The organism is Vibrio sp. 1641 (assembly GCF_033339995.1).
In the GTDB taxonomy this organism is placed as follows: domain Bacteria; phylum Pseudomonadota; class Gammaproteobacteria; order Enterobacterales; family Vibrionaceae; genus Vibrio; species Vibrio alginolyticus.
The window spans coordinates 802381-826884 of record NZ_JAWOVP010000002.1; the positions used below are offsets into that span (position 1 = coordinate 802381).

Here is a 24504-nt window from a genome sequence, read left to right on the forward strand (position 1 = left end):
GTATACATATCAATAAATTAGTCCCAAAACAGAGCGTCGCTCTACTCTAATTCTTTTTTATTTCTATCTGTTTACCACGCAAGACAATTGCAAACGAAAGATGATGTTTGGGGACACCCATTTGCACAATAACACCTTGACTAACAGCCCTGTTATTATTCTGTTTGTATCGAACGCGTCTCATTACTTCAAGTGTTTTGTAATTTAAATACTAAATTTCATTACATATAACGCTAAGTAATGAATGATTGTCGCTCTGTGCACGAAAAATAACAACGCAACACCGTACTAGACTGAGGTCTAACCAGGTAACGATTAAATACTGACTTAACAGAGATTTAAGCGTTAAAAAGAAAGAGCCACTAGCATATACACTAATGGCTCTTTTTAAGATGACTGGAATCAAATTGCAGTAAATTGCTAGTCGAAGATTTTATCGCCCATTTGATCAATAAACATTTGAGATTTCTTCAACATAAGGTCATTGGCATCTTGCTCTGAGCCAAGCAAATCGGAGCGAATAAACCGATGTGTTTTCACTTCATCATTGTCATGCTTTTCTATTCGACCAGCGATGCGATATTGTCCGCCCTCTGAAAGGCTCTCTGGGTAAATAAGGAAACCTTTATATTCAACTGGTTCGATATTTTTGGCTTCAACCGTTTTCTCACTACCACCAAACAAACGCGAAAAAAATCCCACGATTCCTCCTTGGGTCAGCTCACTAGTCAACTGAGCGACTCTTACTTAATATTAACGTTAAGGATCGGTTTTTCATACCAATCCAACTCTTTGTCATCATCATAACTAGTATGGGAAAAAATTACAGGCACATCATACTCTCGGTTCTTACGCCTGTCTTCTTTCACCATTTCTGCGGCGTTTTTCACCGCTATATCCGCGCTTTGCTTAAACTGGCTTAATTTTTGTTCAGGAAGTGAAGACAAAAAATCAATATCATAACGGATATAGACAGGCTTGAGCTGGATAAGCGCAAGGCAAGCAATATCGGCTAACTGTTCGTTGTCATACTGTTCTAAAAATTCGGGCAAACTGAGAACCTGACCTACTAATGTTTCCATGTAATTGTGCACATCTGAGCTTATCTGCATCTGTAAATCTCCTTTTTCCTATGAAATGAGTATAGCAACGACTTGTTTATAACAACTTATTGATTGCTCTTAATTTAATCAATCTCTCTCTTTTTGCGGTAATGTCTTCCAAAATACTTGGGAAAAGGAACAAATAGACGTATTCTTGCTAGTTCTCAAAGTTCGAAATTCAATAACGGATAAATATCCATATTGATAAAACGATTTACCTAACCAATTATATAGTCAACTATTTTCAGGCAGTTTGTAATAGATGTCCTCATCGTCAATGACTTCATCAGGCTTCAGATTCTTATTCCCTTTTTTGCTACTGGGCATAGTGAGTTCGGGCATGGACAGCATTATTCAGATGACTCAGGCAAACTGGGGCATTGCCGCAAACTTGCCGTACATACTATTAGGTTGTGCGCTACTCCTTTGTTATTCATTTAAGCAAGGCAGAGAGTCCATGGTGTGCTTGGCAATGTTGCTAGCCTATTTCGTGATACAGCACCGCCTACAAGTCCCGCTTCAAAGTGGTACCGCTTTACTTGAGCTAACCATTTTAGCCACGTTACTTCCTGTCTCGTTTCTTACGGTATTTTTGTTTAGTAAAGAAGGTTTTGACTCTAGAGCCATGTTGACTTACATCTTGATGTTAGCAATGTTCGTTCTTTGGTCTTATCTAACGCTAGCATATTACGTTGAAGGAGGGTTTGAACAATGGACAAGCGGTATTTTATTTATTGTACCGACGGTCTCTAAACTGCCTTTCATTCTTGTTTTATATTGCGTGGGTATTGTCTGTTTTCTTGGAATTCTTGTTTTAAAGAAGAATGAAATTATCCATGCGATGACCTACTCTGCCATGGTATTGGCGTCTGCGACGTTCATTTTCTTTGATGTGCAGTACATATCAAGCACCATGTTTACGCTAACAGGGCTGCTTATCATTATTTATGCCGCTTCCGCTAGCCATCAACTGGCTTTCACCGATAGCCTAACGCTGATTCCGAGCAGACGTGCACTTGATCTCGATCTAAAACACATGGGTAAGAAGTTCACGATCGCAATGCTTGATGTTGACCATTTTAAAAAGTTTAACGACACCTACGGTCACGATACTGGTGATGACGTTCTAAAAATGGTCGCTTCGCGCCTCACTAAAACCCCAGGCGGCGCAAAAGTTTATCGATTTGGCGGAGAAGAATTTACCATCGTTTTTAAAGGCAAATACGCTGACGAATGTAAGAACTTTTTGGAAGAAGCTCGTAAATCGATTGCAGAATACGAGATGATATTACGCGATGAAGAATCTCGCCCTGAGAACCATAAACAAGGACAAAAACGTCGTGGTAGCAACAGCTCGAAAAGAAAGTCGGTTTTTGTTACCGCAAGTTTCGGAGTTGCTGATAGCCGGAGTGGGCAAGCTCCTCTGGACGTCATTAAATTAGCGGACGAAGCACTTTACAAAGCGAAAAAGGCCGGACGTAACTGCATAAAGCTTCGTTAGACCCTCACCAATCGTGAAAGTTAACAAGCTTGTCCGGGTTTAAAACAAAACCGAACTTCCCCATCAGCATAATAACAGCACTCATCGTTGCCACTATCCCGATGTTATCTATCTAATCAAAGGTATAAGGTATACGCCCGATTGCGACATTCCGTTCGCACTGTTTTGCCTATCTTACTTTGAGTTAGCTTTAAAATAACCACCAAAAAGTGACAACGCAACAAAAGGAGTAATATTCATAAGATTTTGTTTTTAAAAAGAATTAAGCACAGTATGTGTGTTTCTTCCCAAAGATTTTGATGTATATAGTGCTTTATCAACTGTCGCATACAAATCTGATTGCACTTCTTTCCCTGTCGGTTGAAAAACAAAAACACCCTGTGACACCGTCACTCTACTTGACACACTAGAATACTCATGTGGGTAATCGAGAAAATACATAGCCTCTTGTATACGCTCGGCTTCTCTTTCTGCTGTTTGAGTGTCGGTACACCCTAGCAACACAACAAACTCTTCTCCACCATATCGACCTACATATTCCCCAGAGCGACAAAAAGTAGCCTTGAGTTGATTCGCAATCGCTTGCAAGCAACGGTCGCCTTCAATATGACCATAATTATCATTAAACGGTTTAAAAAAATCGACGTCCAATAGAATCAAAGCCATTGGCATGTTGTGACGGCCATGCCATGCAACCATCGATTCCAACTTATGGTCGATATAACGGCGGTTATAGAGTTTGGTTAGGCCATCTTCATTCGCTTGCTGAGTCAAAAGTTGATTAACTTGCTCTAATTGAGCTGTCGCTTGCTTAAGCTCTCGTCTCATATGAGCAATACGCTGCATTGCGATAAGTTTAGAGTTCAGTACCAGTTTATCTACCGGCTTAATTAAATAGTCATCACCGCCCGCGTCTATGGCTTTAGCAATCATTTCTGGCTCTTCGTGACTACTCAAGAAAATAATTGGGATCCAATCCGGAAACGTTTCTCTTATATGAAGAGAGACTTCAAAACCGTTCATATCTGGCATTGATATATCGAGTAACACCAGTTCCGGATCAAAACTCTCGTAGGTATTTAACGCCTCTAGTCCACTACCTACGGCTTTTACAATATGTCCAAGTTGCTTTAGACGAATAGCCAACTGCATCCTGTCTAGCTGAACATCGTCAACCAGAAGGATTCGCATCGATGTCCCTGTCGGTTGCATAACGCGTTCCATTTTTAATTATGTCTTTATTAAACATATACCATACTCATAGAGTTGTTGCATTCGACTCATAATTAAGTGCTATATTTTTGTTTGAATATCACGGAATCCATTGCATAAAGCAGTTAGACTGGACGTTACCCTATCTAATCATGGCCTGTGAGCAGAAGTTCAACAAACTCATTCACTTTGGTCATCTTGTGGATTAATGGGTATAGCTATTTGATGCATTTGGTATTAATATTCCCGCCTTTTTGTAATGAGAGACACACCATGTCAGAAGCAACTAACAGCGAAAGCAAAAAAATCGATCTAGCCAGCATTTCTCCAGAGCTACGTAAAGTTATCGAATTTGACGAAGTTCCAGAGCAAATGTTCGAAATGGTTACCTCTATCCATGAAGTGTCTGAAGAAGCGGTACGTGAATCATGGGACGAAATGCCAGCAAGCGCACAGAACATTCTAGACAACTTTGAACAGTTTCATGCTCTAGTTTCTGTAGGCCAAGCATTCGCTGGTATTAATGTGATGGAAGAGTTTCCTACTCTTAATCTGCCAGAAAACATGACAGATGAAGATAAAGAAGAATACCGTGCTCAACTACTTGATAATGTGCTTCACAACTGTGTGAAAGACATGGTTAAGCAACTTAAGAAAGCACGTCGTGACCCACTTCTTAAGCGTGAATTCAAAGAAGTATTCGCGAAGTAATTCCGACATTCTTCTAGTAACAAAGGCCGCACTTTGCGGCCTTTTTTGATCATGAAGCGTAAATCAGTCTAAACGGTTAATGAGGCGCTAGTGCCATATCTTTTTGTGTCACACTGACACCTTTAATTTGTGCAAAAACACGGCTACCAACTTTTAGGTTGAGATCATCAAGGGCCCACGGTGTGATCGTTGCCCACAAATAACATTTCTCGTCTAGCTTGAGTGATACATTAATACTCTGCTTGTCATCGGCTGCGTTAAACGCCTCGATGGAATCGACAATAGCAGGCAAAATATTTCGAATCGACGTCGCCTTGGGTTGCTCGAGCGTGATAGAAACGTCGTTGGCACGCACTTGCAAGCGTATTGGCGTGTCTGGTGTTCCGTCGATCTTTTGCACCCACAGGAATACATTAGGTGCAAGGCTGATACAAGTCAGTGCATAACGTTCATGATGTTCAGCAATCCGGCCTTCAAATAAGCTGCTTTGATCTGAGAAAGATTGCCATGGACGCATAGCATGAGAAGCCCACACTTCCTCAAGCTTACCTGAACTCGAAATTTTACCTTGGTCAATAATTGCAAGGTGCTGAGCAAGCCTTAAAATTTCCTGAAGACTGTGTGTGACATAGATAATAGGGATATTTACCTTCTCCGACAACTCCTCGAGAAAAGGCATTACCTCACGCTTTCTTGGCATATCGAGTGAGGCAAGTGGCTCATCCATCAAAAGCAAATTGGGTTTAGATAGCAATGCGCGCGCAATCGCAACACGTTGCTTTTCACCACCAGAAAGTGATACCGGAAAGCGCTTTAGTAACGGTTTGATAGACAAGAGTTCGGTGACTGCATCAAAATACTCGTCATCTTTTTCTTTAACGCCATATAACAAATTGCCTTGAACCGAATAGTGAGGAAACAAACGTGAATCCTGAAACACATAACCAATACCACGCTTGTGCGTTGGTAGGTTGATTCCCTGTTCACTGTCAAACAAAACATGCTCACCAACCGCAACATACCCTTGCCTTGGAGTGACCAATCCGCTGATGATGTTAATCAACGTCGTTTTACCTGCACCAGATCGTCCAAACAAGGCACTAATTCCGTTACAGGGTAACTTAAGTTTGATGTCGAAGTCAGTCTCACCAAGCATTTGTTTAAATTGGACTTTAATCGTCATTGCTTCGCACCCAATCTGCTTGCCGCTTTACGATTTAGCCATTCAGAGATCATTAATGTAGACAAGGCTAACGCGATAGAAATGATACACAGACGAGCCGCCTGCATTTCTGCACCTGGCGTTTCAATAAAGTTGTACATTGCCAGCGGAATCGTTTGGGTCTCACCCGGAATGTTAGAGACGAAACTGATCGTCGCCCCGAATTCGCCAAGACTACGAGCAAATGACAGCATCGTGCCCGTAATAATTCCGGGAATGGTCAGTGGTAACGTGACGGTGAGAAACACTTTTAAAGGAGAAGCGCCTAACGTAGAGGCTGCGTGCTCCAATTTAGGGTCGACGCTATCTAAGCTTAAGCGTACTGAACGAACCATCAAAGGCAAAGCCACGACAATACAAGCGACTACTGCCCCTTTCCAATTAAAGCTAAATACTACCCCTAAGTTTTCATAGAGCCACTTTCCAAGGAACCCTTGTCGTCCTAAAGAAATCAACAATAAATAGCCGATTACCACTGGCGGCAATACCAGTGGTAAATGAATTAAGCTATCGAGAATCGATTTACCAAAGAACGTTTTTCGAGAAAGTAGCCAAGCAAGAAAAACGCCGAGAGGAATCAGCCAAAGTACTGCGTACGCGCCTACTTTGAGGCTTAACATTAAGGCTTGGTATTCCAGTTCTGTCACGCTTCGTTCCTATAATTGAAGGCCGGTCTATTGCTGAAAGCCATATTGAGCAAAAACGCGTGCGGCTTCGTCCGATTTTAGGTACTGGAAGAACTGCTCCGACTCAGTAGAATCATTCACAATTGCAGCCGGGTAAACAATAGCCGCATGCGTATCACTCGCAAATTCGCCGAGAATTTTGACTTTATCAGTTAACTGAGCATCGGTTTTGTAGACCACACCTAAAGGCGCTTCTCCACGTTCAACCAACGCCAAAGCTAAGCGCACATTCTTTGCTGGTGCGACGTGAGTTTGAACCGCTTTCCATACACCCAGTGTAGTCAATGACTCTTTCGCGTACATACCAGCAGGTACTGACGTCGGATTGCCTAAAGCAAGACGATTTCCATGCAATGCCTTCTCCCATGCCTTTGCATCAGAAAAGTTAAATGAGGTTAATTCTGAAGACTGAGGAGCAATCAACACTAAGCTATTGCGCACTAGATTTGTGACATTGTCACGATAAATGACGTCTTTATCGACCAAATAATCCATCCATTTCGTGTTCGCAGAAATGAATACATCCGCTGGTGCGCCATTGATAATTTGTCGAGCGATAGAAGAAGAACCACCATAAACGGGAGTGATAGAAACGTCATACTTTTCTTCAAAGTTTTGCGCGATTTCGTTAATCGCATTCGTCATAGAAGAGGCTGCATACACTTTTAGGTTCGTTGCTGCGTTTGCTGAAAATGAAATGCTTAATACTGCCGCAAGGCAAGCATACTGTTTCCATGCTTTCATAGAGATACTCCAATACAAGGCAAGCGAAAGAACAGGTTATTTAAATATAAAGTTCAATCAGTTAATGGGCTATTTAAACAAAAAATCAAGGCGTATATGTTGTTCTATCGCATCTGCGATGCGATTAATGCCTTGCTCCTTTAACTCTTCAAAGTCTTGTTGTTTGATTTGGGTGCCGTTTACCCATTCTGATACCAGGCTCAAGACATCTGCCTCGTCAAAGAACCCGTGAAGGTAGGTTCCCATGATTTGGCCACACTCGCTGATCGCCCCCTCCGCTTCACCGGAACTGAATGTAAAAGGTTGCAGGCCCCGTACTTCACTTCGCCCTACGTGGATTTCATAACCCTTTACATTGGCTGTTTTGCCGTTAAGAGAAAGCTGTGCTTGTGTGTTTGTAAGCTGTTTGCTGTTAGTTAGCGTCGTAGTGATATCAAGCAAGCCAAGTCCTTCGCTTTGACCTGGTTGGCCTTCGACGCCGTTTGGATCATCAATCAAGTTTCCAAGCATCTGGTAGCCACCACAGATACCAATCACTTTTCCACCAAGACGAATATGACGCAAGATATCTTTATCCCACCCCTGGCTTCTTAGATAATCCAGATCGTCTCTCACTGATTTGGTCCCAGGCAAAATAACCAGGTCGGCTTTATCTATTTTTTCGCCTTTACCTACATAACGTAGATTGATGTCTGGATTCAATCGCAGCACATCAAAATCAGTATGATTACTAATCCGGGTTAAAACAGGCACAACAACATTCAGTTTTACCTCAGAGTGCAACTCTTGCTGCGCAGTGATCGCGTCTTCTGCTTCTAAATTCAAACCATGAAGAAAAGGAAGTACACCAAGTACAGGTTTACCTGTTTTTTCTACTAACCAATCGAGGCCCGACTGCAATAAACGAATATCACCTCGAAAACGGTTGATAACAAACCCTTTTACTCGCGCTTGTTCAGATTCAGAAAGTAACGCAAGTGTTCCGTACAAATGTGCAAACACTCCACCACGATCAATATCAGCAACAATGATCACTGGTACATCAGCGGCCTCAGCAAAACCCATGTTTGCAATATCGCCTTCTCGTAAATTGATTTCAGCAGGACTCCCCGCGCCCTCGATAACGATCGAATCAAATTCTTGAGTCAGACGAGAGAAGGAATCTAACACCGTGTCCATCGCCACTTTCTTGTAATCATGAAAGCCAGCCGCATCCATATTGGAAATCGCCTTACCCTGCAAAATGATCTGAGCACCAGTATCACTGTTAGGTTTAATCAAAACCGGATTCATATGTACGGTTGGCTCAATATTACACGCCTGTGCCTGAACGGCCTGTGCTCGACCTATTTCACCGCCATCTTTGGTTACCGCACTATTTAGTGCCATGTTTTGTGGCTTAAATGGGGCAACATTTATCCCTTTTCTTGCTAATACACGGCATAAACCTGCCACAAGGACACTTTTTCCGGCATCCGAAGTGGTGCCTTGAACCATTAAAGATGGGATCGCTGATTTCATGAACATTTGTAAGGAATAGAGGAAGATGAACAATCATAACGTCATCGTCCCCACTTACTCAAGCAAATGAATAGAATATGAATGTTGAAATCATCATTGGTTCAAACAAGCCCTGTTTTAATGAACCCATCAAAACAAACCGATGAGGATGTAACATGAAAAAGAATACAATTATCGCAACAATCGCCGCCTTAGCTATTGCTCCTTCTATCGCGTTCACGAAAGATAACGCTCAAAACCAATCAAACTTGCAGTTTAACGGTCCTGTCACTGTGGAAAAATTGGATGCCTTGCTAAACGACTCCAATATGTTTACTGAAAAAGATGTGGTCGTTGAAGGTAACTTATTGCGTCAAGTTCGCGCGGATAAGTTTGTCTTTAGCGATGGTTCCGGTGAAGTGATGGTCGAACTCGATGACGATATTCAGCTAAATACTCCGATTGATCACACGACTAAAGTCCGTCTGTTTGGCGAATTTGAAGGCGGGAACAAACCAGAGATTGAAGTCGAACAACTCGTGGTCATGTAAAACAAACCCCGATTGCTGTGCATATCAACATGATGTAGTGACGATTACAGCTAAATAGTGACGGCAAGCACTTAAAATGATAGCTTTATCAATCTTGGTCTGCTTTTTGCAGACCATTTTTTGTTCATTTTAATCATCTTGCCCGGAGACACCATGCTAGGTAAAGCTCTAAAGGTTGCAGCCTTTGGTTTGTGTGCTATTTTGCCACTTTCCGCACATGCAAATAATTTCAACTACAACACGATGGAATTTCGCATGGGCACTAGCCCTGGTACATTTGGTGGCGAGTTCAATACCTACTTTACAGAGAATACCCATTTCATTGCCCGCGCAGACAGTGAATTCAGCGGAGACTGGGACATTGCTGGTGGTATAGGCTTTAATGGGCCAGCAGGCCAATTTGCAGATATTTATGGCCAAATGTTGGTACACAACATTAAAGAGAACGGCAGTGATAAAGTGGGCGACGAGTGGCGCACGGAAGTGAATATTGGCACTCGTATTTGGTTTATGCAAAATGTTGAGCTACATGGCCGTATCGGCCAAATCATAGATAATGACGATTCGAACACCATTTACAATCTGGGCGCACGATTCCACTCAACTCAGCAACTATCGCTTGGTGCAGATTTCAAAAATAATGGTGTCTATGGCCAGCAAATTGTAATGTCTGCTCGTTTTGCATTTTAGTGGACATGACTATGACTATGACTATGACTACCAGGGCATCACAAGCAAGCATATGATTCAATAAAAATGGCCTCCAATTTTGGAGGCCATTTTTTGTTAATCACGAATTATTAGCTTGTAGCAGAAACTAGCTGTAATACATCAGTTTTTAGCGGTTTTTTTAGGTTTATCTTGCACATATTTTTTCGATACATCTACAACGGCGATATCTCTAAAAAAGCTTCGACCAAGCAAAATTGGAAACGTCATATGTCCGCGATCCGCTAACGTAAACTCTGTCTTTTCTTTGTGATCCCCAACGGTAATGTAGGCTTTTACCACCGCTCGTTTATCCACCTCTTCTGACGAAGACTGCTTAACTTTAGCCCAGCGCTCAACGGGTACTTTAAATTCTTTGGTGTCTTTGTCACCTAAATCTATCTTAAATTTAACCCAGTCCTTACCATCACGCTCAAACGGAACAATGTCAGTCGCACTAATTGATGATGTTGTCGCACCTGTATCGACTCTAGCCTTGAAAGTCTGGTCAATTTCAGGAACATAAACCCATTCTTCAGAACCAAGAATTAACATGCCATCGGGTGTTTTTGTGACCTTGACTGGCTTCTTAGGCTTTGGTTCCGGCTTTTTCTCAGGTTTCGCTTCTGGTTTGGGCTCCACCTCTGGCTTTGGATCTACCTCAGGTTTCACTTCTGGCTCGACTTTAACGGGCTCTTCGACCTTTGGCGACTCTGGCTCAACAGGTTCCTGCGTCGTTTGAGTTGACGTACAAGCAATTAAACTGCCGCTCATCATAAGCGGCAGAATCAGTTTCCAGTTTTTCATCCACACTCCAATTAAGCTTGAGATACTTTCTTAATTGCGTCCGCTACGTATGGAATATGAGTTTCGGTAAGTCCGGCAATGTTAATTCGACCATCGCCAACACCATAAATGCCATAATCTTCACGCAGTTGCGCCATTTGGTTTCCACTAAAGCCTAGCACAGTAAACATGCCTTTGTGACCCTCAATGAAATCAAATTGATCTGTATTATGGTTGTTTCTCAACTCGTTACACAAACTTTGACGAAGGCTAACCAAACGATGTTGCATTCCACTCAATTCTTGCTTCCAAACGGAAGTGAGCTTGTCATCTTGCAGAATGGTCTTGACTAAAGCTGCACCATGGTCGGGTGGCATCGTGTAAGTCGAGCGAGCTAGAGTGAGGAGTTTACCTTTTGCATTAGTTACATCATGCATGTTCTTACCAACCACAATCGCTGCACCAGTTCGTTCACGGTACAAACCAAAGTTCTTCGAACATGAAGTAGTAATCAACATCTCTTCAACGTTATCTGCCATAAAACGAAGACCTTTTGCGTCTTCTTCTAGGCCATCACCGAAGCCTTGGTAAGCAATGTCCACAAATGGGATGAAACCGTTCTTCTGCGACAATTCTGTAATGGCTTGCCAAGCAGAGAAGTCAATATCCGCACCAGTTGGATTGTGGCAACAACCATGAAGAAGTACCACATCTGAAGGCCCAGCTTTCGCAAGATCATCCATCATTTTTGCGGTGTCTACTTGTTTCGTTTCCGAAGAGAAATAGTGGTAGAACTTAACTTTAAGGCCTGCTGCTTCCATTACTGGCTTGTGGTTTACGTAGCTTGGGTTGGAAATCCAAACCGTCGTATCTGGCTGTGCGATCTTCATCAGATCACCGAGCATACGCAGCGCACCACTTGCACCTGGCGTTTGAATTGCTGCAACACGATCCATTGCAGACGTTCCCGTCAGCAGCAAATCGATCATGCTTTTATTAAATTCTTCGCAACCCGCAAGACCAACATAAGACTTGGTTTTTTGAGTTTCAACAACGACATCCTGCGCCATTTGAATGGCTTTCATAATCGGCGTTTCGCCTGCGCTGTTTTTGTATACGCCAATGCCAAGGTCAACCTTGTTTGGACGTTCATCGTTACGGTATGCAACGGATAGAGATAAAATAGGATCTAATACGGGAGTTGGGAGATTAGAAAACATGAAAGTCATAACCCTTTGAAATTCAAGTACCGAACCTCACGTTAACACCATCGCAAAAAATGACGAAATGATTTTTCACTTATTTCATCAATTAGAGAACAAAATTCTGGCTTACGGTGAGTTTTGTGCGCTCTATCGTTCAGAAAAAGAACGATTCACTCCTCGTCGTACCAATCCACTCTACCGTTTTTTCTAAACTCTCTTGGTGTCATGGTCGACCACGCTTTAAAACGTGTACTAAAGTTTGCGCTGGTCGGATATCCGACTATTTCTCCAATATGCTGAATTGGCCATTCTGTTGAACGAAGTAACCTAGCAGCATATTCCATGCGCATACGCGTTAAATGTGCCATTGGGCTTCGACCAAACTGCTTTTGAGTCAGTCGATGCAAATGAGGCTCCGAACATGGATATAGAGCCGCCACCTGCTCAACGCTCCAATCCTTATGGAGCTGACGTTGGACAAGGTCAAATACACGCCGAAGCCTCAATTGGCTGCGTGATATCGACTCTGAGGGCGGCATGTTTAACATCAGCTCTAACTGAGCCACACTATGCTCACCTACCGCACCACCATAATCGATTGGAAGGTGAATGCTGCGTAGTAGTGTTTGGATACATGCATACATCACTTCAGGTGTAGATGAAAGCTGATAGCGAACATCACATTCTAATATCGGCCACTCTCTATCAGGAGCAAGAAAAAGCCACGCGATCTGCCAAGGTTCTTCTTCTATACCAAAACCGTTTTCAACACCTGCGGGTACTGTAATCAACGAGCCCGGTTCCAAATCGTATCGATAAGTCCCACTCTCTAGCCACCCTTTACCACGCACCGTATAGAGCAGCATGTGTTTCTTTTGGTTTTTACGATAAACAGAGAAGAAGTCACGACAAGTGGCAATGCCGCACTGCACAATGCCTCTCTCCTCAAGTGCTAATACTCGACTGTGATCAATAAACTCTTGATAAGTTTTTTCTGAAATCGCGTAGCGTTCTTGTTTATCTTCCATGATTTATTGGCTCACATGTGCGTTAATAGAGAGTTTTACAAAGGTTTTGGATTCCTTTGAAAAATACACCGCCAAATCATGAGGATAAACTACTCGCATTAATCTTTAAGGAGAAATGCGATGCTCTTAACACGCGAATACATCGATAAAGTATTTTGGCAAAAACTGATTACGATTGGCCTACCTGTTTCACTTCAGTCCATGCTTTTTGCTTTGCTCGGCGTCGTGGATATTTTCATGGTAAGCCTACTCGGTGAATCTGCAACGGCAGCAGTTGGAGTTGGAAATCGTATCTTTTTCTTCAACCTAGCGGTTGTCTTTGGCCTATGCGGTGCAGTTACCGTACTTGCTTCTCAATACTACGGCTCAGGAAACCTAGCCGGAATTCGCAGAACGTTGGCGCAATCTTGGTTTATTTCCATTTTGGTGACGCTGCCGTTTATCGTTCTTTATGCGATTTTTGATGAAGAGATCGTCTCTTTTATGTCAGACGATCCTGAATACGTCACTTATGCACGTGATTATCTTGTGGTTACGGGCTTTAGCCTCATTGCTACGGCGATAGTAGTACCGATTGAAGCGGTATTGCGCTCCGTGGGCCAAACCAAACTGGCAACCAACGTTAGTATCTCCGCCATTGTCGTTAACGTCGCGCTTAATTATGTTTTGATTTTTGGTTTATTTGGTTTCCCTCAATGGGGCGTATTTGGTGCAGCCGTAGGTAGTTTTGTTTCTCGATTTTTCCAAACCGCCGTCTTGATTTATTTTTTCTACAAACGATATGCTTACCTAATTCCGACTAAGTTCGATTGGGTACAAGGCCGCTTAAAACAGTATCGAAAAAAGTACTTTAAGGTTTCTTTACCCATGTTGGTCCACGATGCGCTTTGGACTGGTGGATTGATCGTTTACAGCATCATCTATGGTCAATTGGGCGTTTCAGAACTGGCGATCATCTCATTCTTATCACCGATTGAAGGGGTACTGATTTCAACCTTTATGGGATTTGCGGTCGCTGCATCCGTTCTTCTTGGGAATGATATTGGTGCAAAACATTATGACCGAGTCGAGAAAACAGCGTGGTGGTATGTGTTAACCAGCGCAATCTTAGCCACCTTACTGTTTTTCCTAGTGTGGTTGAGCTCGCCCATGATTCATCACCTATTGGTACTGAGCCCGTTAACCGATGCAGACATGGCACTTAACGTATGTTTAGTCATGGCGCTAGGTATGATTTTGAGGGTGTTTAACATGGTTGGGATTGGCGGCGTACTAAAGAGTGGCGCTGATATTCGCTATAGCATTTTCATCGACACGTTCGGTCAGTGGGCTATTGGCATCCCCCTTACTTATTACACAGGCATGGTGTTAGGGCTGCCTTTGCATTTTGTCTTGATGTCTCTGCTCGCGGAAGAGTTAGTGAAAGGCGTACTGACGACTTACCGTATTCAATCTAAACGTTGGATAAATAATATGGTTGAAGATAACCAATCGGTGACAGCGTAACCAAAAAGACATTAACGAACTCACACCAAAAGGGCTCACCCGTTATGCACGCGTGAGCCCTTTTTATGTGCGGAGAATGCTTGATTAGATGTCCGTAAAGCGATGAATGATTTGGTTTGAACTGCCACGCCATTCGAGATTGAGGTCTTTCTTGTCTTGTTCAAACTTACCATCAATCAAAACATCGATGTATTGCACCACTTCCCTTTGCGCGTCATTCAGTTCCGTCAGCGTGTAGCCAGTCCAAACCCAAATGTCTTTACCTGGGCACTCCTCTCTCACCCTTTTCACTATCTTCAAAATATGAGGCACATTAGCAGGGTGAAGCGGATCTCCACCCGACAACGACAAGCCACGGCGTTTGATACGCGTGTCGTTTAAGTCAGCGATGATTTTGTCTTCCGCTTCTTGCGTGAAAAGTACACCAGAATCCAAACGTTGCGTCGACTGGTTATAACAGCCACGGCACTGATGCACACAACCCGACACAAACAGCGTACAGCGCGTACCCGGTCCGTTAACAACGTCAATTGGATAGTATTGGTGGTAATTCATAATGCGTCTCTGTGTTATCGCGAAAGAGAAAATCAACCTGTTTAAAGTTGATTTTCAAAGTGTAAAACGAGTGGTAGTTAACCTTACAGGTGTTTAACTCGGCGCTTCACTTCTTCTTGCTTACCGAAGTTAAACGGGCGTGCATCTGGGCTGCCTAGGTAGCCACAAACACGACGTGTCACTGACACTTTGGTTGAATCATGGTTGCCACAGCTTGGGCAAGTGAAGCCTTTACTTGTACAGTCAAACTCACCGTTGTAACCACACTCGTAACACTCATCAATTGGCGTGTTAGTTCCGTAGTAAGGCACTCGGGTGTAACTGTAGTCCCATACGTTTTCTAGTGCTTCAACGTTACGTTGCATGTTCGGGAACTCGCCGTAACAGATAAAGCCGCCGCTTGAGATTTCTGGGTAAGGCATCTCAAAGTCGATCTTGTCGTATGGGTTCACCTTCTTCTCAACATCTAGGTGGAAGCTGTTGGTGTAGTAACCTTTGTCTGTTACGCCTTCAATTACGCCGAACTCTTTCGCATCGATGCGGCAGAAACGGCTACATAGGTTTTCACTTGGCGTTGCATATAAGCTGAAACCATAACCTGTTTCGTCAGCCCATTGATTCACAGCATCTTTTAGATGCTTGATGATCGCGACCGCTTTTTCACGCAAAACAGCGTCATCATAAACGTGCGCTTCTGTACCGAATAGCGCGTTAATTGTCTCGTGTACACCGATGTAACCAAGAGAAATAGACGCACGACCGTTCTTGAAGATATCTGCGATTGAGTCGTCTGCTTTCAAGCGAACACCACATGCGCCTTCCATGTATAGGATTGGGGCCACACGTGCTTTCACGTTTTCAAGGCGAGAGATACGTGTCTCTAGTGCTTTACGAGCAAGACGTAGGCGGTCATTTAGAAGCTCGTAGAATTTCTCTTCGCTTCCGTTTGCACGGATAGCGATACGAGGAAGGTTCAAGCTCACGACGCCAAGGTTGTTACGACCTTCGTGAATCAGCTCACCGTTTTCTTCGTAAGTACCAAGGAAGCTACGGCAACCCATTGGGGTTTTGAATGAACCCGTTACTTCCACTACTTTGTCGTAGTTAAGAATGTCTGGGTACATACGCTTAGACGCACACTCAAGCGCAAGTTGCTTGATGTCGTAGTTTGGATCTTCTGATTTGTGGTTCAAGCCATCTTTGATGCCGAATACCAGTTTAGGGAATACCGCTGTTTTACGGTTCTTACCTAGACCTGCAATTCGGTTCTTCAGAATCGATTTCTGGATAAGGCGTGATGCCCAGCTAGTACCAAGACCAAAACCAAACGTAACGAATGGTGTTTGACCGTTCGCCGTGTGTAGCGTGTTTACTTCGTATTCTAGAGATTGGAACGCGTCGTAACACTCTTTCTCTGTGCGTGCTTTTGCGAACTCTTCTGGCTCAGCAATGTTCCACTCTTTTGCGATCTCTAGGTGTTTCTCGTAGCTTGTGATTACGTACGGCTCTAGAACTTCATCAATACGGTTGATGGTTGTACCGCCGTAAATGTGGCTCGCGACTTGAGCAATGATTTGTGCTGTTACCGCTGTTGCAGTCGAAATTGATTTTGGCGTATCAATCTCAGCGTTACCCATTTTAAAACCATGCGTCAGCATGCCTTTAAGATCGATAAGCATACAGTTAAACATTGGGAAGAACGGTGCGTAGTCTAAATCGTGGTAGTGAATGTCACCCACTTCGTGCGCTTGAACCACATCGCGAGGAAGGATGTGCGTCTTCGCGTAGTGTTTCGCTACGATACCAGCCAACAAGTCACGTTGAGTCGGAATTACTTTGCCGTCTTTGTTCGCGTTCTCGTTGATTAGATCCAGATTACTTTCTTCAATCAAACCTTCGATTTCGCGAGTTAGTGCACTTTGCTTCTCACGAGCGATGTCGCGATCGTGGCGATATTCAATGTAAGAACGCGCTAGGGCTTTGTAAGGACCTTGCATGAGTTCATTTTCGACTAAGTCTTGAATCTCATGGATGTGAACTTCATCGTGTTCTCTTAACTGTAACTCGACAGCAAGAGCCACATTAAGAGCATAAATAGCGACATCCTTATCTTTGTTTTCCGCTGCTGCTTCAACTGCTGCTTGGATACGATCCCTGTTGAACGGAGCTCTTGATCCGTCGCGTTTGATTACGATTGGTTTCACTTTGTTCTCCTTACCCGAGCATACTCACAGAGTTATCCACAAACACACTATATGGGGTTGTTTTTTATTCTGGCAACACAATATATTGTGGCGTATTTAACGAGATGCACCACTCGAAAACATTGATTTTGATCAATAAAGATTGGCTAGCGAACAAGAAGAAATCGATCTTATTGGCGTTGATCTCAGTTGCGAAGAAAACCATGAAAATTGCAAAATTGGTACTAAATCTACTTGCTATTTTTGGAGGTCTTGTAGGATAAAGGATGGAAAGGAATACGCTAAAAGATAGGAGTGCAACAGGCCAAAATGCGATCACTTTTTGTTACGTTAATATTACTTTTTAGTTCTCTTTCATTTGCTCAAAACTCCATCAATCTAACCAGTTGGAACATAGAATGGTTATCTATAGATGGTGGAAAAGTGTCGAGAACACCACAAGATTTTGAAAAGCTGACCCACTATGTGGATAAAACACAAGCCGACATTTTTGCTTTTCAAGAAGTCGAAAGTGCTGCTGCCATCCAAAAAGCCGTTGGCAATGACTTCACTATTTATCTTTCCGATCGTTCAAACGCCTCCAACCGACACCTTCAGTTTAACGACACCAACCAATACACAGGCTTTGCCGTGCGCAATGGCGTAAGCGTATTAGACAAGCCAGACTTCTCTATCACACGAGGCAACAGCAAGCTTCGCTTCGCGAGCTACCTTGTTTTAAATCCAAACCAAGAAAACGAGACTCACCTACTCTCTGTACATCTGAAAGCGGGTTGCAGTGGCGCGTATCGTAATAACCGCGATTGTAAGATAGTGAAACAACAAGGACAGGCACTAGCTAAGTGGATAAAGGCGCGCGAGGACAACAAACAACATTATGTCGTGCTTGGCGACTTTAACCACAACTTGGGTTATCAAGGAGATTGGTTGTGGGACGTGATATCGGACAATACTAGTGCAAAGCTAGTGACTAAAGACACTAAAGCGGAATGTAAAGTGCGCTCTAATCGTAATCCGAATAAAACCCACCAATTCCGCTCGGTGATAGACCACATCATTGCGAGTGGTGATTTAAAGGCGTCGTCTGGTGTTCAAACCGTTTTCAAAACACAAGATGTACTCGACTATAAACTGAGTGACCATTGCCCGGTTTCTACGACACTCACTTTTTAGCGTTTAAGTACTCTTTTTAACGTTGAAGTACTTTCTTTATTGACGAACCACTCTTTTAGCGGTGAATGACCCAACCAACATTGCCGCTATAAAGAGCAGAACTTGTGTGTTGCCAGTAAAAAGGCTGGCAACCGCAGGACCAGGACACACACCCAGTAAGCCCCAACCAATACCAAACAGTGCTGCACCACCGACTAACTTTTTGTCTATCGTTTTAGAAGTCGGACAGACAACCTCATCACCAAACACAGATTCGCTTCTTGGCTTTATTAATAAAAGATAAGCAGGAACGAACACAACAAGTGCTCCGCCCATTACAAAGGCTAAGCTTGGATCCCATGCTCCAGTAATATCGAGAAAGCCAATCACTTTTGCCGGTTCAGCCATACCAGAGACCACCATACCAATACCAAAGAGCACACCAGAAAATGCAACAACGGACATTTGCTTAATACTTTTCATTACATGAGTTTTCATAACGGCACTATTCCTCACGATACTAGCAAGACGGTTAACATGGCTGTGGCCATAAAAGTACACGTCGCGACCACAGAACGGATTGAGAAACGCCCTATCCCACAAATACCATGGCCACTAGTACAACCATTGCCGATACGCGTACCAACACCGACTAACAAGCCAGCAACGATAACTAAAATAAGAGAACCGCTGTACTGATCTGGTACATGCCCGCCAAGAACATAAACAGCAAACAAGCCACCTAATACCATCGCAATTAAAAAAACAATTCGCCAAACGCGGTCTGCGCTCTCAACGGCACCGTTTAAGATCCCACTGATCCCAGCAGTCTTGCCAGTAAATAGCATCAGTGTTATCGCTGATACGCCAACTATTATGCCGCCCAAAAGCGACATCCAAGGAACTTCAAACATAGCATCCGCCAAACTAATTACTTACAGAAAACTTGCTTAAACGCTTCAACCAGCGGACCAACTCTTTCATCAGAAATTGAATAAAATACCTGCTGAGAAACCTTCCTAGCTTTAATGATGTCGTGCTTTCTCAATACGGTGAGATGTTGTGAAAAAGCAGATTGGCTTAATGATGAACCTTCAAACAGTTCACCGACCCCTTTCTCGCCTTCAATCAGCTTACACATCACGATTAGGCGCTCTGGATGAGCCATAATTTTAAGCAGCTCACTCGCTTCGGTCGCACTTTGTAGCATACTGTCGCCCATTCTTATGCCTCTTCATTACTACATTACATTTCATTAGATATTACTAATTAATATTATTAAGTCAATGCTAATGTAGATTAAATAACATTAGACTCAGCTAATTTATTTAAGTAAGGTGTAGGCGTTTTCGATCATTCAGCAGGAGAAATCCATGAGCAAAATCGTGATTATTGGTGGGGTTGCTGGAGGTGCATCTGCAGCAGCTCGCGCTCGTCGTTTAAGTGAAGATGCAGAAATCATTATGTTTGAACGCGGTCCATTTGTGTCATTTGCAAACTGTGGCTTACCCTATCACATTGGTGGTGATATCCAAGAGCGCAGCAAACTGCTTCTTCAAACGCCTGAGAGCTTTTTAGCGCGTTTCAATGTTGATGTCCGTGTGATGAACGAAGTGGTTTCTATTAACCGTCAAGACAAAACGGTTACGGTTAAGAATTTGCTTGATGGCTCGGAATACCAAGAGAGCTACGACTTTCTTCTACTCAGCCCTGGCGCAGGTCCAGTTGTGCCGCCTATTCCGGGTATTGATAACCCGTTAACGCACTCGCTGCGCAATATTCCAGATATGGATCGCATCATTAAAACGATCGAAACCAACAAAGTTGAACACGCTACGGTCGTTGGTGGTGGTTTTATCGGTTTGGAAATGATGGAAGCCTTCCACCAGCTAGGCATAAAAACCACATTAGTTGAAATGGCGGATCAAGTGATGACGCCCGTTGACCGTGAAATGGCTGGCTTCGCACATGCTGAAATTCGTGAGAAAGGCATCGACCTTAAACTTGGCGTCGCACTTGAGTCGGTGAAATTCGTACCTAACGAGCACGTGGCAAGTTTCGACTCTGGTGAGAGCGAAAAACACCAACATCTAGAAGGTGAATTGGAATTAACACTAAACAACGGTGAAAGACTCACCACCGATATTTTGATTATGGCAATTGGTGTTCGCCCCGAGACCAAATTAGCGAAAGAAGCTGGCTTAGAAATCGGCGCTCTTGGTGGTATTTATACCAATGAATACATGCAAACCAGCGATCCTTCGATCTACGCTGTCGGCGACGCGGTAGAAGAGAAAGACTTTGTGACTGGCGAGCAAACTCTAGTGCCACTTGCGGGCCCGGCAAACCGTCAAGGCCGAATTGCAGCAGACAACATGCTTGGCCGCCAAGAAACTTACCAAGGTACGCAAGGCACGGCGATCTGTAAGATTTTTGATTTAGCCGTCGCTTCTACTGGTAAAAACGAGAAACAGCTGAAACGTGAAAACATCGCTTATGAAAAAGTGTATGTGCATACAGCAAGTCACGCGAGTTACTACCCAGGTGCAGAAACCGTGTCATTCAAAATGCTGTTTGATCCAGTAACAGGTAAAATATTAGGTGCGCAAGCAGTAGGTAAAGACGGTGTTGATAAACGTATCGACGTAATGGCAGTTGCTCAGCGTGCTGGTATGACGGTAGAGCAACTGCAACACCTCGAGCTAACTTACGCGCCACCTTATGGCTCTGCTAAAGATGTAATTAACCAAGCGGCGTTTGTGGCAAATAACATCATCAAAGGCGATGCGACCGCGATTCATTATGATGAAATGGATTCACTGACAGAAGACCAACTGTTACTTGATGTTCGTAATCCTGGTGAATTGGAGTCCGTTGGTTATCTTGAAGGTGCAATTAATATTCCTGTCGATCAACTACGTCGTCGCATGCACGAACTTCCTAAAGACAAAGAGATCGTGATTTACTGTCAAGTTGGGTTACGCGGTAACGTAGCATACCGTCAGCTGGTCAACAATGGTTACAAAGCCCGCAACTTGATTGGTGGATACAGAACTCTCAAATTTGCTCGCTTATAACTTGATAATAAAAAAGAGAAAACCACGTGCTTGGTTTTCTCTTTTTTTGCAGGAAAGAAAGCGTAGATCATTCACCTTCAATTGCCAAACGGACTGCTGCTTGAGCATGGATAGAAGTGGTATCGAGTAGTGTAACATCGGTGTGACTTTGGTTTACAAGTAAGGCAATTTCAGTACACCCGAGAATCACAGCTTCAGCTCCCTGCTCTTTTAGTTTTTCAATAATTTGCAAGTATATCGTCCTTGACTCCTCTTTGATTTCACCTTGGCATAACTCTTTATAAATAATGTTATGTACTTTAGAGCGGTCGTCTTGATCGGGAATGATGACATCAAGCCCATAGAGGTCTGAAAGCCTTCCTTTATAAAAGTCTTGCTCCATTGTGAATTGAGTACCAAGGAGTCCGACCTTTTGAACCCCTTTCTCACGAAGTAACTCAGCAGTCGCGTCTGCGATATGTAGTATGGGGATATTAATACTGGCTTCAATTTGAGGCGCAACTTTGTGCATTGTGTTAGTACAAATAAGAATGAAGTCAGCGCCCCCTTTTTCTATTGAAGATGCAGCATCAGATAGAATGCTTGCCGTTTCTTCCCATTTACCTTGATGTTGAAGCTTCTCTATCTCTGAAAAATTCACGCTATACATACAAATTTTTGCAGAATTTAGGCCGCCTAACGCCTCTTTTACTCCTTCGTTGATCAATTTGTAATAGCTAAGCGTCGACTCCCAGCTCATACCACCTAGAAGGCCGATAGTTTTCATATAACTCTCCAATCGTTATACACCACCGTGTCAGGGGGGTTACAAACAAAATTAACCACTTAAATAAGAAGCATTCAAGCGTATTCACTATTGAGCATTGGGTAACACGAAAATAAAATCATTCCCACAGGGACCGCTACGCGATTCTCATATATCCTCGCAATATCGTTACCGCACTTCCAGAAAGTTTAACGTGCTCAGTGCTTAACAACTCTGTATGAACGACCCCACTTCTCTTAGAGGCTTGGAAGCCTTTCAGTTGCTTTTTGTTGAGCTTTTTAGCCCAGTAAACACATAAAGCACAATGTGCAGAGCCTGTAACTGGGTCCTCGTTAACACCCACCCAAGGCGCGAAGTATCGAGAGACAAAATCGGCGTCAGTGCTTGATTGAGCAGTGATGACGACGCCACGGCCTTTTTGTTTAAGCAGCGCACCAAAATCAGGGTCGAGTTGTTCAAGCACAAATTCATCATTAATGACGACCAACTGCTTATTATCAAACTGACCGTAGGCGACTACATTGGCGGCATCTAGCCCCAAACCATGAAGTAAGTCTTTGTTAATACTAGCTCGCATATCTAAAGTTGGAGCAGGAAACACCAAATGAATTTCTTCATGATCGAGTTGTGCAGTTAAAACCCCAGATAGCGTAACGAACTCAATCGTATCTCCAGTATTATATAACCCCTGCTCTTTCAGAACGTGCGCCGTTGCAAGTGTGCCGTGTCCACACAAAGCAACTTCCGTCCTCGGTGTAAACCAACGAAGTTGCATTGTACTGAGTGACAGAAATGCCGTTTCAGATAACGACATCTCGGCCGCGATGGCCAACATCGTTTCCTCATCAAGGCTTGACTCTGTGATACAAACACCCGCGGGATTACCTTTGAAAACCTCTGATGTAAACGAGTCAACCTGAAAAATTTTAACTTCCACGAAATATCCTTAAGTTCTATCAAACACGTAATTCTGTATCACGTGATTTTTAATATCTGTTGTTTGAGCGAAAAAAACCTATGAAATTTTCTACCAACCTTATAGGTCTTGTTGGAAGCGCTAACAAACAGGAGAATGTAGTTAATTATGCAAAACGTAAAAAGCCATCATCAATGTGACTCAATTGGATATCTTATCGGAGTTTTCGGCGTTTCTTTAGTTCTAATATGGATTGGTATTTATAAATTCACACCTACAGAGGCCAAGCTTATACAACCGCTCGTTGAAAATCATTTTCTGATGAGTTGGTTGTATGATGTGATGTCAGTTCAAGCCGTATCAAACATCATTGGCGCAACAGAAATCATTGTCGCTATTGGATTAATCGTTGGCCTTAAAAACACACGAGTCGCTTATTTTTCTGGCATAGCCGCCGCAATTATTTTTCTTGCGACACTCAGCTTTCTAATTACGACACCGAATACATGGAAAGTGTCTGATGGGGTTTTGGTGACAAACTTCTTTTTAGTAAAAGATATTCTATTTTTAGCTATTGCGATTAGCGTCATCGAACGAAACAAGCCAAACAGAGAATAACTCTAAATAGTTCGAAATCTTGTTTTTCCAGAACGTAGCCTGAAAGGTGCAAACGACTTACAAGTCGAATGGTTCTGTCAATAACTCTAAACAAAGGCTCTTAAATTTAGAGTGTTTAAGAGTCTTTGCCTCTTAATTATGCGAAACAACATCCTAGCGTAAAGTGAAAAGAAAAGCCTTTCACTCTACTGCTAAGGTTTATTGATACTTTGCCGAAGTAATGAACTCACCGAATGTCTCGCACCATACAACAACCGTATTGTATTCAGAAATTGAAGTGCTTTGAGGAACCTCAACAACGAAGTTATCGAACGTTTTGACATCACCAATTAAGCTCATCTCAGATTTAAGGTCATTAAACTCTTGTTCCGTTTCGACAAACTTAGGAGATAGATAGAGTTTATAGTCTGGTCCGGGAGCGAGTTTTCCTACCAACGTAATGACTTCAGAACTCAAATGAATTTCTCCCTCTCCCCAATGAAAAGCATCGCTACCTTTGAGTTCCCTCTTAAACACTGCGCTGTATTCTGCACCTTGCTTGCTCTTAGCAACTTGTTCATCGGTCGGCGCAGGTGGTGCAATAAGGATCGGTAAAGTATAGATACCTATCGCAATGCCAATAGAAACTGCCACTAAGTGACTGATTGTTAATTTAATTATATTTTTCAAGGTCATAAGCATCTTCTTATTAGTTTTACTACTTGAAATTAGATTCAAATCGGCCTTATCTGTCTATTATCGAGCAGCATAATG

Annotated in this window: 26 protein-coding genes; 8 read left to right on the forward strand and 18 right to left on the reverse strand. The window is 43.1% G+C overall.

From position 1 onward, the window contains the following. Positions 1 to 420: 420 nt before the first annotated feature. Positions 421 to 702 (reverse strand): HlyU family transcriptional regulator, encoded by a 282-nt coding sequence (locus tag R7Z47_RS07540; protein WP_005376244.1) that lies wholly within the window; start codon positions 700 to 702, stop codon positions 421 to 423. Between the two features lie 41 nt (positions 703 to 743). Beyond that, a complete protein-coding gene (locus R7Z47_RS07545; protein WP_047101090.1) occupies positions 744 to 1112 on the reverse strand; it encodes a late competence development ComFB family protein in 369 nt (122 codons plus the stop codon). Between the two features lie 253 nt (positions 1113 to 1365). Here R7Z47_RS07545 and R7Z47_RS07550 point away from each other — a divergent pair, with 253 nt between their 5' ends. Then, positions 1366 to 2604: a sensor domain-containing diguanylate cyclase gene (locus R7Z47_RS07550; protein WP_054575982.1), complete on the forward strand. Its 1239-nt coding sequence runs from the start codon at positions 1366 to 1368 to the stop codon at positions 2602 to 2604. A gap of 252 nt (positions 2605 to 2856) precedes the next feature. Here the strand turns inward: R7Z47_RS07550 and R7Z47_RS07555 are convergent, their stop codons facing one another. After that, positions 2857 to 3816 (reverse strand): diguanylate cyclase, encoded by a 960-nt coding sequence (locus R7Z47_RS07555; RefSeq protein ID WP_054575981.1) that lies wholly within the window; start codon positions 3814 to 3816, stop codon positions 2857 to 2859. Positions 3817 to 4089: 273 nt separating this feature from the next. Between R7Z47_RS07555 and R7Z47_RS07560 the strand changes: the two genes are divergently transcribed. Beyond that, positions 4090 to 4527 (forward strand): DUF3069 domain-containing protein, encoded by a 438-nt coding sequence (locus R7Z47_RS07560; RefSeq protein ID WP_005376232.1) that lies wholly within the window; start codon positions 4090 to 4092, stop codon positions 4525 to 4527. A 76-nt stretch (positions 4528 to 4603) separates the two neighbouring features. Here R7Z47_RS07560 and modC read toward each other — a convergent pair whose 3' ends face one another. From modC to R7Z47_RS07580, 4 genes are all read right to left on the reverse strand, one after another. Beyond that, positions 4604 to 5710 (reverse strand): molybdenum ABC transporter ATP-binding protein ModC, encoded by a 1107-nt coding sequence (modC, locus tag R7Z47_RS07565; RefSeq protein ID WP_005388041.1) that lies wholly within the window; start codon positions 5708 to 5710, stop codon positions 4604 to 4606. Continuing rightward, positions 5707 to 6396 (reverse strand): molybdate ABC transporter permease subunit, encoded by a 690-nt coding sequence (gene modB, locus R7Z47_RS07570; protein WP_064376841.1) that lies wholly within the window; start codon positions 6394 to 6396, stop codon positions 5707 to 5709. Before modB ends, modC begins: the two co-directional genes overlap by 4 nt. A gap of 27 nt (positions 6397 to 6423) precedes the next feature. After that, complete coding sequence (modA, locus tag R7Z47_RS07575) at positions 6424 to 7179, reverse strand: molybdate ABC transporter substrate-binding protein (RefSeq protein WP_213877347.1); 756 nt, start codon at positions 7177 to 7179, stop codon at positions 6424 to 6426. A gap of 69 nt (positions 7180 to 7248) precedes the next feature. After that, the gene (locus tag R7Z47_RS07580; protein ID WP_213877348.1) at positions 7249 to 8700 is read right to left on the reverse strand and encodes a cobyric acid synthase; all 1452 of its coding nucleotides are present in this window, start codon (positions 8698 to 8700) and stop codon (positions 7249 to 7251) included. Between the two features lie 155 nt (positions 8701 to 8855). Here R7Z47_RS07580 and R7Z47_RS07585 point away from each other — a divergent pair, with 155 nt between their 5' ends. Both R7Z47_RS07585 and R7Z47_RS07590 read left to right on the forward strand, forming a co-directional pair. After that, on the forward strand, positions 8856 to 9230 hold the full coding sequence (locus tag R7Z47_RS07585) for a NirD/YgiW/YdeI family stress tolerance protein (RefSeq protein WP_318070876.1): 375 nt from the start codon (positions 8856 to 8858) through the stop codon (positions 9228 to 9230). Positions 9231 to 9383: 153 nt separating this feature from the next. Then, positions 9384 to 9920 (forward strand): hypothetical protein, encoded by a 537-nt coding sequence (locus R7Z47_RS07590; protein WP_017634623.1) that lies wholly within the window; start codon positions 9384 to 9386, stop codon positions 9918 to 9920. Between the two features lie 141 nt (positions 9921 to 10061). On the opposite strand, the gene R7Z47_RS07595 is transcribed toward R7Z47_RS07590, so the two are convergent. The 3 genes from R7Z47_RS07595 to R7Z47_RS07605 form a co-directional block, all read right to left on the reverse strand. Then, the gene (locus R7Z47_RS07595) at positions 10062 to 10745 is read right to left on the reverse strand and encodes an ATP-dependent zinc protease (RefSeq protein ID WP_047101086.1); all 684 of its coding nucleotides are present in this window, start codon (positions 10743 to 10745) and stop codon (positions 10062 to 10064) included. A gap of 11 nt (positions 10746 to 10756) precedes the next feature. Then, positions 10757 to 11944 carry an aromatic amino acid transaminase gene (locus R7Z47_RS07600; protein WP_171053576.1) on the reverse strand — a complete coding sequence of 396 codons (1188 nt, stop codon included), beginning with the start codon at positions 11942 to 11944 and terminating at the stop codon, positions 10757 to 10759. A 155-nt stretch (positions 11945 to 12099) separates the two neighbouring features. After that, positions 12100 to 12957, reverse strand: coding sequence for an AraC family transcriptional regulator (locus R7Z47_RS07605; RefSeq protein WP_005388028.1), 858 nt, complete (start codon positions 12955 to 12957; stop codon positions 12100 to 12102). Between the two features lie 120 nt (positions 12958 to 13077). Between R7Z47_RS07605 and R7Z47_RS07610 the strand changes: the two genes are divergently transcribed. Next, the gene (locus R7Z47_RS07610; protein WP_213877351.1) at positions 13078 to 14463 is read left to right on the forward strand and encodes an MATE family efflux transporter; all 1386 of its coding nucleotides are present in this window, start codon (positions 13078 to 13080) and stop codon (positions 14461 to 14463) included. A gap of 84 nt (positions 14464 to 14547) precedes the next feature. On the opposite strand, the gene nrdG is transcribed toward R7Z47_RS07610, so the two are convergent. Both nrdG and nrdD read right to left on the reverse strand, forming a co-directional pair. Then, complete coding sequence (gene nrdG, locus R7Z47_RS07615) at positions 14548 to 15018, reverse strand: anaerobic ribonucleoside-triphosphate reductase-activating protein (RefSeq protein WP_005376213.1); 471 nt, start codon at positions 15016 to 15018, stop codon at positions 14548 to 14550. Positions 15019 to 15101: 83 nt separating this feature from the next. Next, positions 15102 to 17222: an anaerobic ribonucleoside-triphosphate reductase gene (gene nrdD / locus R7Z47_RS07620; protein WP_005388026.1), complete on the reverse strand. Its 2121-nt coding sequence runs from the start codon at positions 17220 to 17222 to the stop codon at positions 15102 to 15104. A gap of 309 nt (positions 17223 to 17531) precedes the next feature. On the opposite strand from nrdD, the gene R7Z47_RS07625 reads away from it, so the two are divergent. Further along, positions 17532 to 18395, forward strand: coding sequence for an endonuclease/exonuclease/phosphatase family protein (locus tag R7Z47_RS07625; RefSeq protein ID WP_025767757.1), 864 nt, complete (start codon positions 17532 to 17534; stop codon positions 18393 to 18395). A 36-nt stretch (positions 18396 to 18431) separates the two neighbouring features. Here R7Z47_RS07625 and R7Z47_RS07630 read toward each other — a convergent pair whose 3' ends face one another. Genes R7Z47_RS07630 through R7Z47_RS07640 form a run of 3 tightly spaced genes read right to left on the reverse strand, consistent with a single transcriptional unit; the run spans position 18432 to position 19596 of the window. Continuing rightward, entirely contained in the window at positions 18432 to 18872 is a 441-nt protein-coding gene (locus tag R7Z47_RS07630) for a YeeE/YedE family protein (RefSeq protein WP_154204408.1), read from the reverse strand. A 14-nt stretch (positions 18873 to 18886) separates the two neighbouring features. Next, positions 18887 to 19300, reverse strand: a complete 414-nt coding sequence (locus tag R7Z47_RS07635; protein WP_254901900.1) for a YeeE/YedE family protein — start codon at positions 19298 to 19300, stop codon at positions 18887 to 18889. Positions 19301 to 19305: 5 nt separating this feature from the next. Further along, a complete protein-coding gene (locus R7Z47_RS07640) occupies positions 19306 to 19596 on the reverse strand; it encodes an ArsR/SmtB family transcription factor (protein WP_005376206.1) in 291 nt (96 codons plus the stop codon). Between the two features lie 151 nt (positions 19597 to 19747). Between R7Z47_RS07640 and R7Z47_RS07645 the strand changes: the two genes are divergently transcribed. Continuing rightward, entirely contained in the window at positions 19748 to 21451 is a 1704-nt protein-coding gene (locus R7Z47_RS07645; RefSeq protein ID WP_154204409.1) for an FAD-dependent oxidoreductase, read from the forward strand. 67 nt (positions 21452 to 21518) lie between these two features. Here R7Z47_RS07645 and R7Z47_RS07650 read toward each other — a convergent pair whose 3' ends face one another. Both R7Z47_RS07650 and R7Z47_RS07655 read right to left on the reverse strand, forming a co-directional pair. Further along, positions 21519 to 22217, reverse strand: a complete 699-nt coding sequence (locus R7Z47_RS07650) for an aspartate/glutamate racemase family protein (RefSeq protein ID WP_176311566.1) — start codon at positions 22215 to 22217, stop codon at positions 21519 to 21521. 136 nt (positions 22218 to 22353) lie between these two features. Next, on the reverse strand, positions 22354 to 23154 hold the full coding sequence (locus R7Z47_RS07655; RefSeq protein WP_172563819.1) for a PhzF family phenazine biosynthesis protein: 801 nt from the start codon (positions 23152 to 23154) through the stop codon (positions 22354 to 22356). A 147-nt stretch (positions 23155 to 23301) separates the two neighbouring features. Between R7Z47_RS07655 and R7Z47_RS07660 the strand changes: the two genes are divergently transcribed. Next, complete coding sequence (locus R7Z47_RS07660) at positions 23302 to 23751, forward strand: YkgB family protein (protein WP_005376100.1); 450 nt, start codon at positions 23302 to 23304, stop codon at positions 23749 to 23751. Between the two features lie 198 nt (positions 23752 to 23949). Here R7Z47_RS07660 and R7Z47_RS07665 read toward each other — a convergent pair whose 3' ends face one another. Next, positions 23950 to 24426, reverse strand: coding sequence for a DM13 domain-containing protein (locus tag R7Z47_RS07665; RefSeq protein ID WP_005376099.1), 477 nt, complete (start codon positions 24424 to 24426; stop codon positions 23950 to 23952). Positions 24427 to 24504: the final 78 nt, after the last annotated feature.

What these genes read in the sequence shown, in the direction of transcription:
- R7Z47_RS07545 (WP_047101090.1), bottom strand. Translation starts at nt 1,112, where the DNA reads ATGCAGATAAGCTCAGATGTGCACAATTACATGGAAACATTAGTAGGT.
- R7Z47_RS07550 (WP_054575982.1), top strand. Translation starts at nt 1,366, where the DNA reads ATGTCCTCATCGTCAATGACTTCATCAGGCTTCAGATTCTTATTCCCT.
- R7Z47_RS07555 (WP_054575981.1), bottom strand. Translation starts at nt 3,816, where the DNA reads ATGCAACCGACAGGGACATCGATGCGAATCCTTCTGGTTGACGATGTT.
- R7Z47_RS07560 (WP_005376232.1), top strand. Translation starts at nt 4,090, where the DNA reads ATGTCAGAAGCAACTAACAGCGAAAGCAAAAAAATCGATCTAGCCAGC.
- modC (WP_005388041.1), bottom strand. Translation starts at nt 5,710, where the DNA reads ATGACGATTAAAGTCCAATTTAAACAAATGCTTGGTGAGACTGACTTC.
- modA (WP_213877347.1), bottom strand. Translation starts at nt 7,179, where the DNA reads ATGAAAGCATGGAAACAGTATGCTTGCCTTGCGGCAGTATTAAGCATT.
- R7Z47_RS07580 (WP_213877348.1), bottom strand. Translation starts at nt 8,700, where the DNA reads ATGAAATCAGCGATCCCATCTTTAATGGTTCAAGGCACCACTTCGGAT.
- R7Z47_RS07585 (WP_318070876.1), top strand. Translation starts at nt 8,856, where the DNA reads ATGAAAAAGAATACAATTATCGCAACAATCGCCGCCTTAGCTATTGCT.
- R7Z47_RS07590 (WP_017634623.1), top strand. Translation starts at nt 9,384, where the DNA reads ATGCTAGGTAAAGCTCTAAAGGTTGCAGCCTTTGGTTTGTGTGCTATT.
- R7Z47_RS07595 (WP_047101086.1), bottom strand. Translation starts at nt 10,745, where the DNA reads ATGAAAAACTGGAAACTGATTCTGCCGCTTATGATGAGCGGCAGTTTA.
- R7Z47_RS07600 (WP_171053576.1), bottom strand. Translation starts at nt 11,944, where the DNA reads ATGTTTTCTAATCTCCCAACTCCCGTATTAGATCCTATTTTATCTCTA.
- R7Z47_RS07605 (WP_005388028.1), bottom strand. Translation starts at nt 12,957, where the DNA reads ATGGAAGATAAACAAGAACGCTACGCGATTTCAGAAAAAACTTATCAA.
- R7Z47_RS07610 (WP_213877351.1), top strand. Translation starts at nt 13,078, where the DNA reads ATGCTCTTAACACGCGAATACATCGATAAAGTATTTTGGCAAAAACTG.
- nrdG (WP_005376213.1), bottom strand. Translation starts at nt 15,018, where the DNA reads ATGAATTACCACCAATACTATCCAATTGACGTTGTTAACGGACCGGGT.
- R7Z47_RS07625 (WP_025767757.1), top strand. Translation starts at nt 17,532, where the DNA reads ATGCGATCACTTTTTGTTACGTTAATATTACTTTTTAGTTCTCTTTCA.
- R7Z47_RS07630 (WP_154204408.1), bottom strand. Translation starts at nt 18,872, where the DNA reads ATGAAAACTCATGTAATGAAAAGTATTAAGCAAATGTCCGTTGTTGCA.
- R7Z47_RS07640 (WP_005376206.1), bottom strand. Translation starts at nt 19,596, where the DNA reads ATGGGCGACAGTATGCTACAAAGTGCGACCGAAGCGAGTGAGCTGCTT.
- R7Z47_RS07645 (WP_154204409.1), top strand. Translation starts at nt 19,748, where the DNA reads ATGAGCAAAATCGTGATTATTGGTGGGGTTGCTGGAGGTGCATCTGCA.
- R7Z47_RS07650 (WP_176311566.1), bottom strand. Translation starts at nt 22,217, where the DNA reads ATGAAAACTATCGGCCTTCTAGGTGGTATGAGCTGGGAGTCGACGCTT.
- R7Z47_RS07660 (WP_005376100.1), top strand. Translation starts at nt 23,302, where the DNA reads ATGCAAAACGTAAAAAGCCATCATCAATGTGACTCAATTGGATATCTT.
- R7Z47_RS07665 (WP_005376099.1), bottom strand. Translation starts at nt 24,426, where the DNA reads ATGACCTTGAAAAATATAATTAAATTAACAATCAGTCACTTAGTGGCA.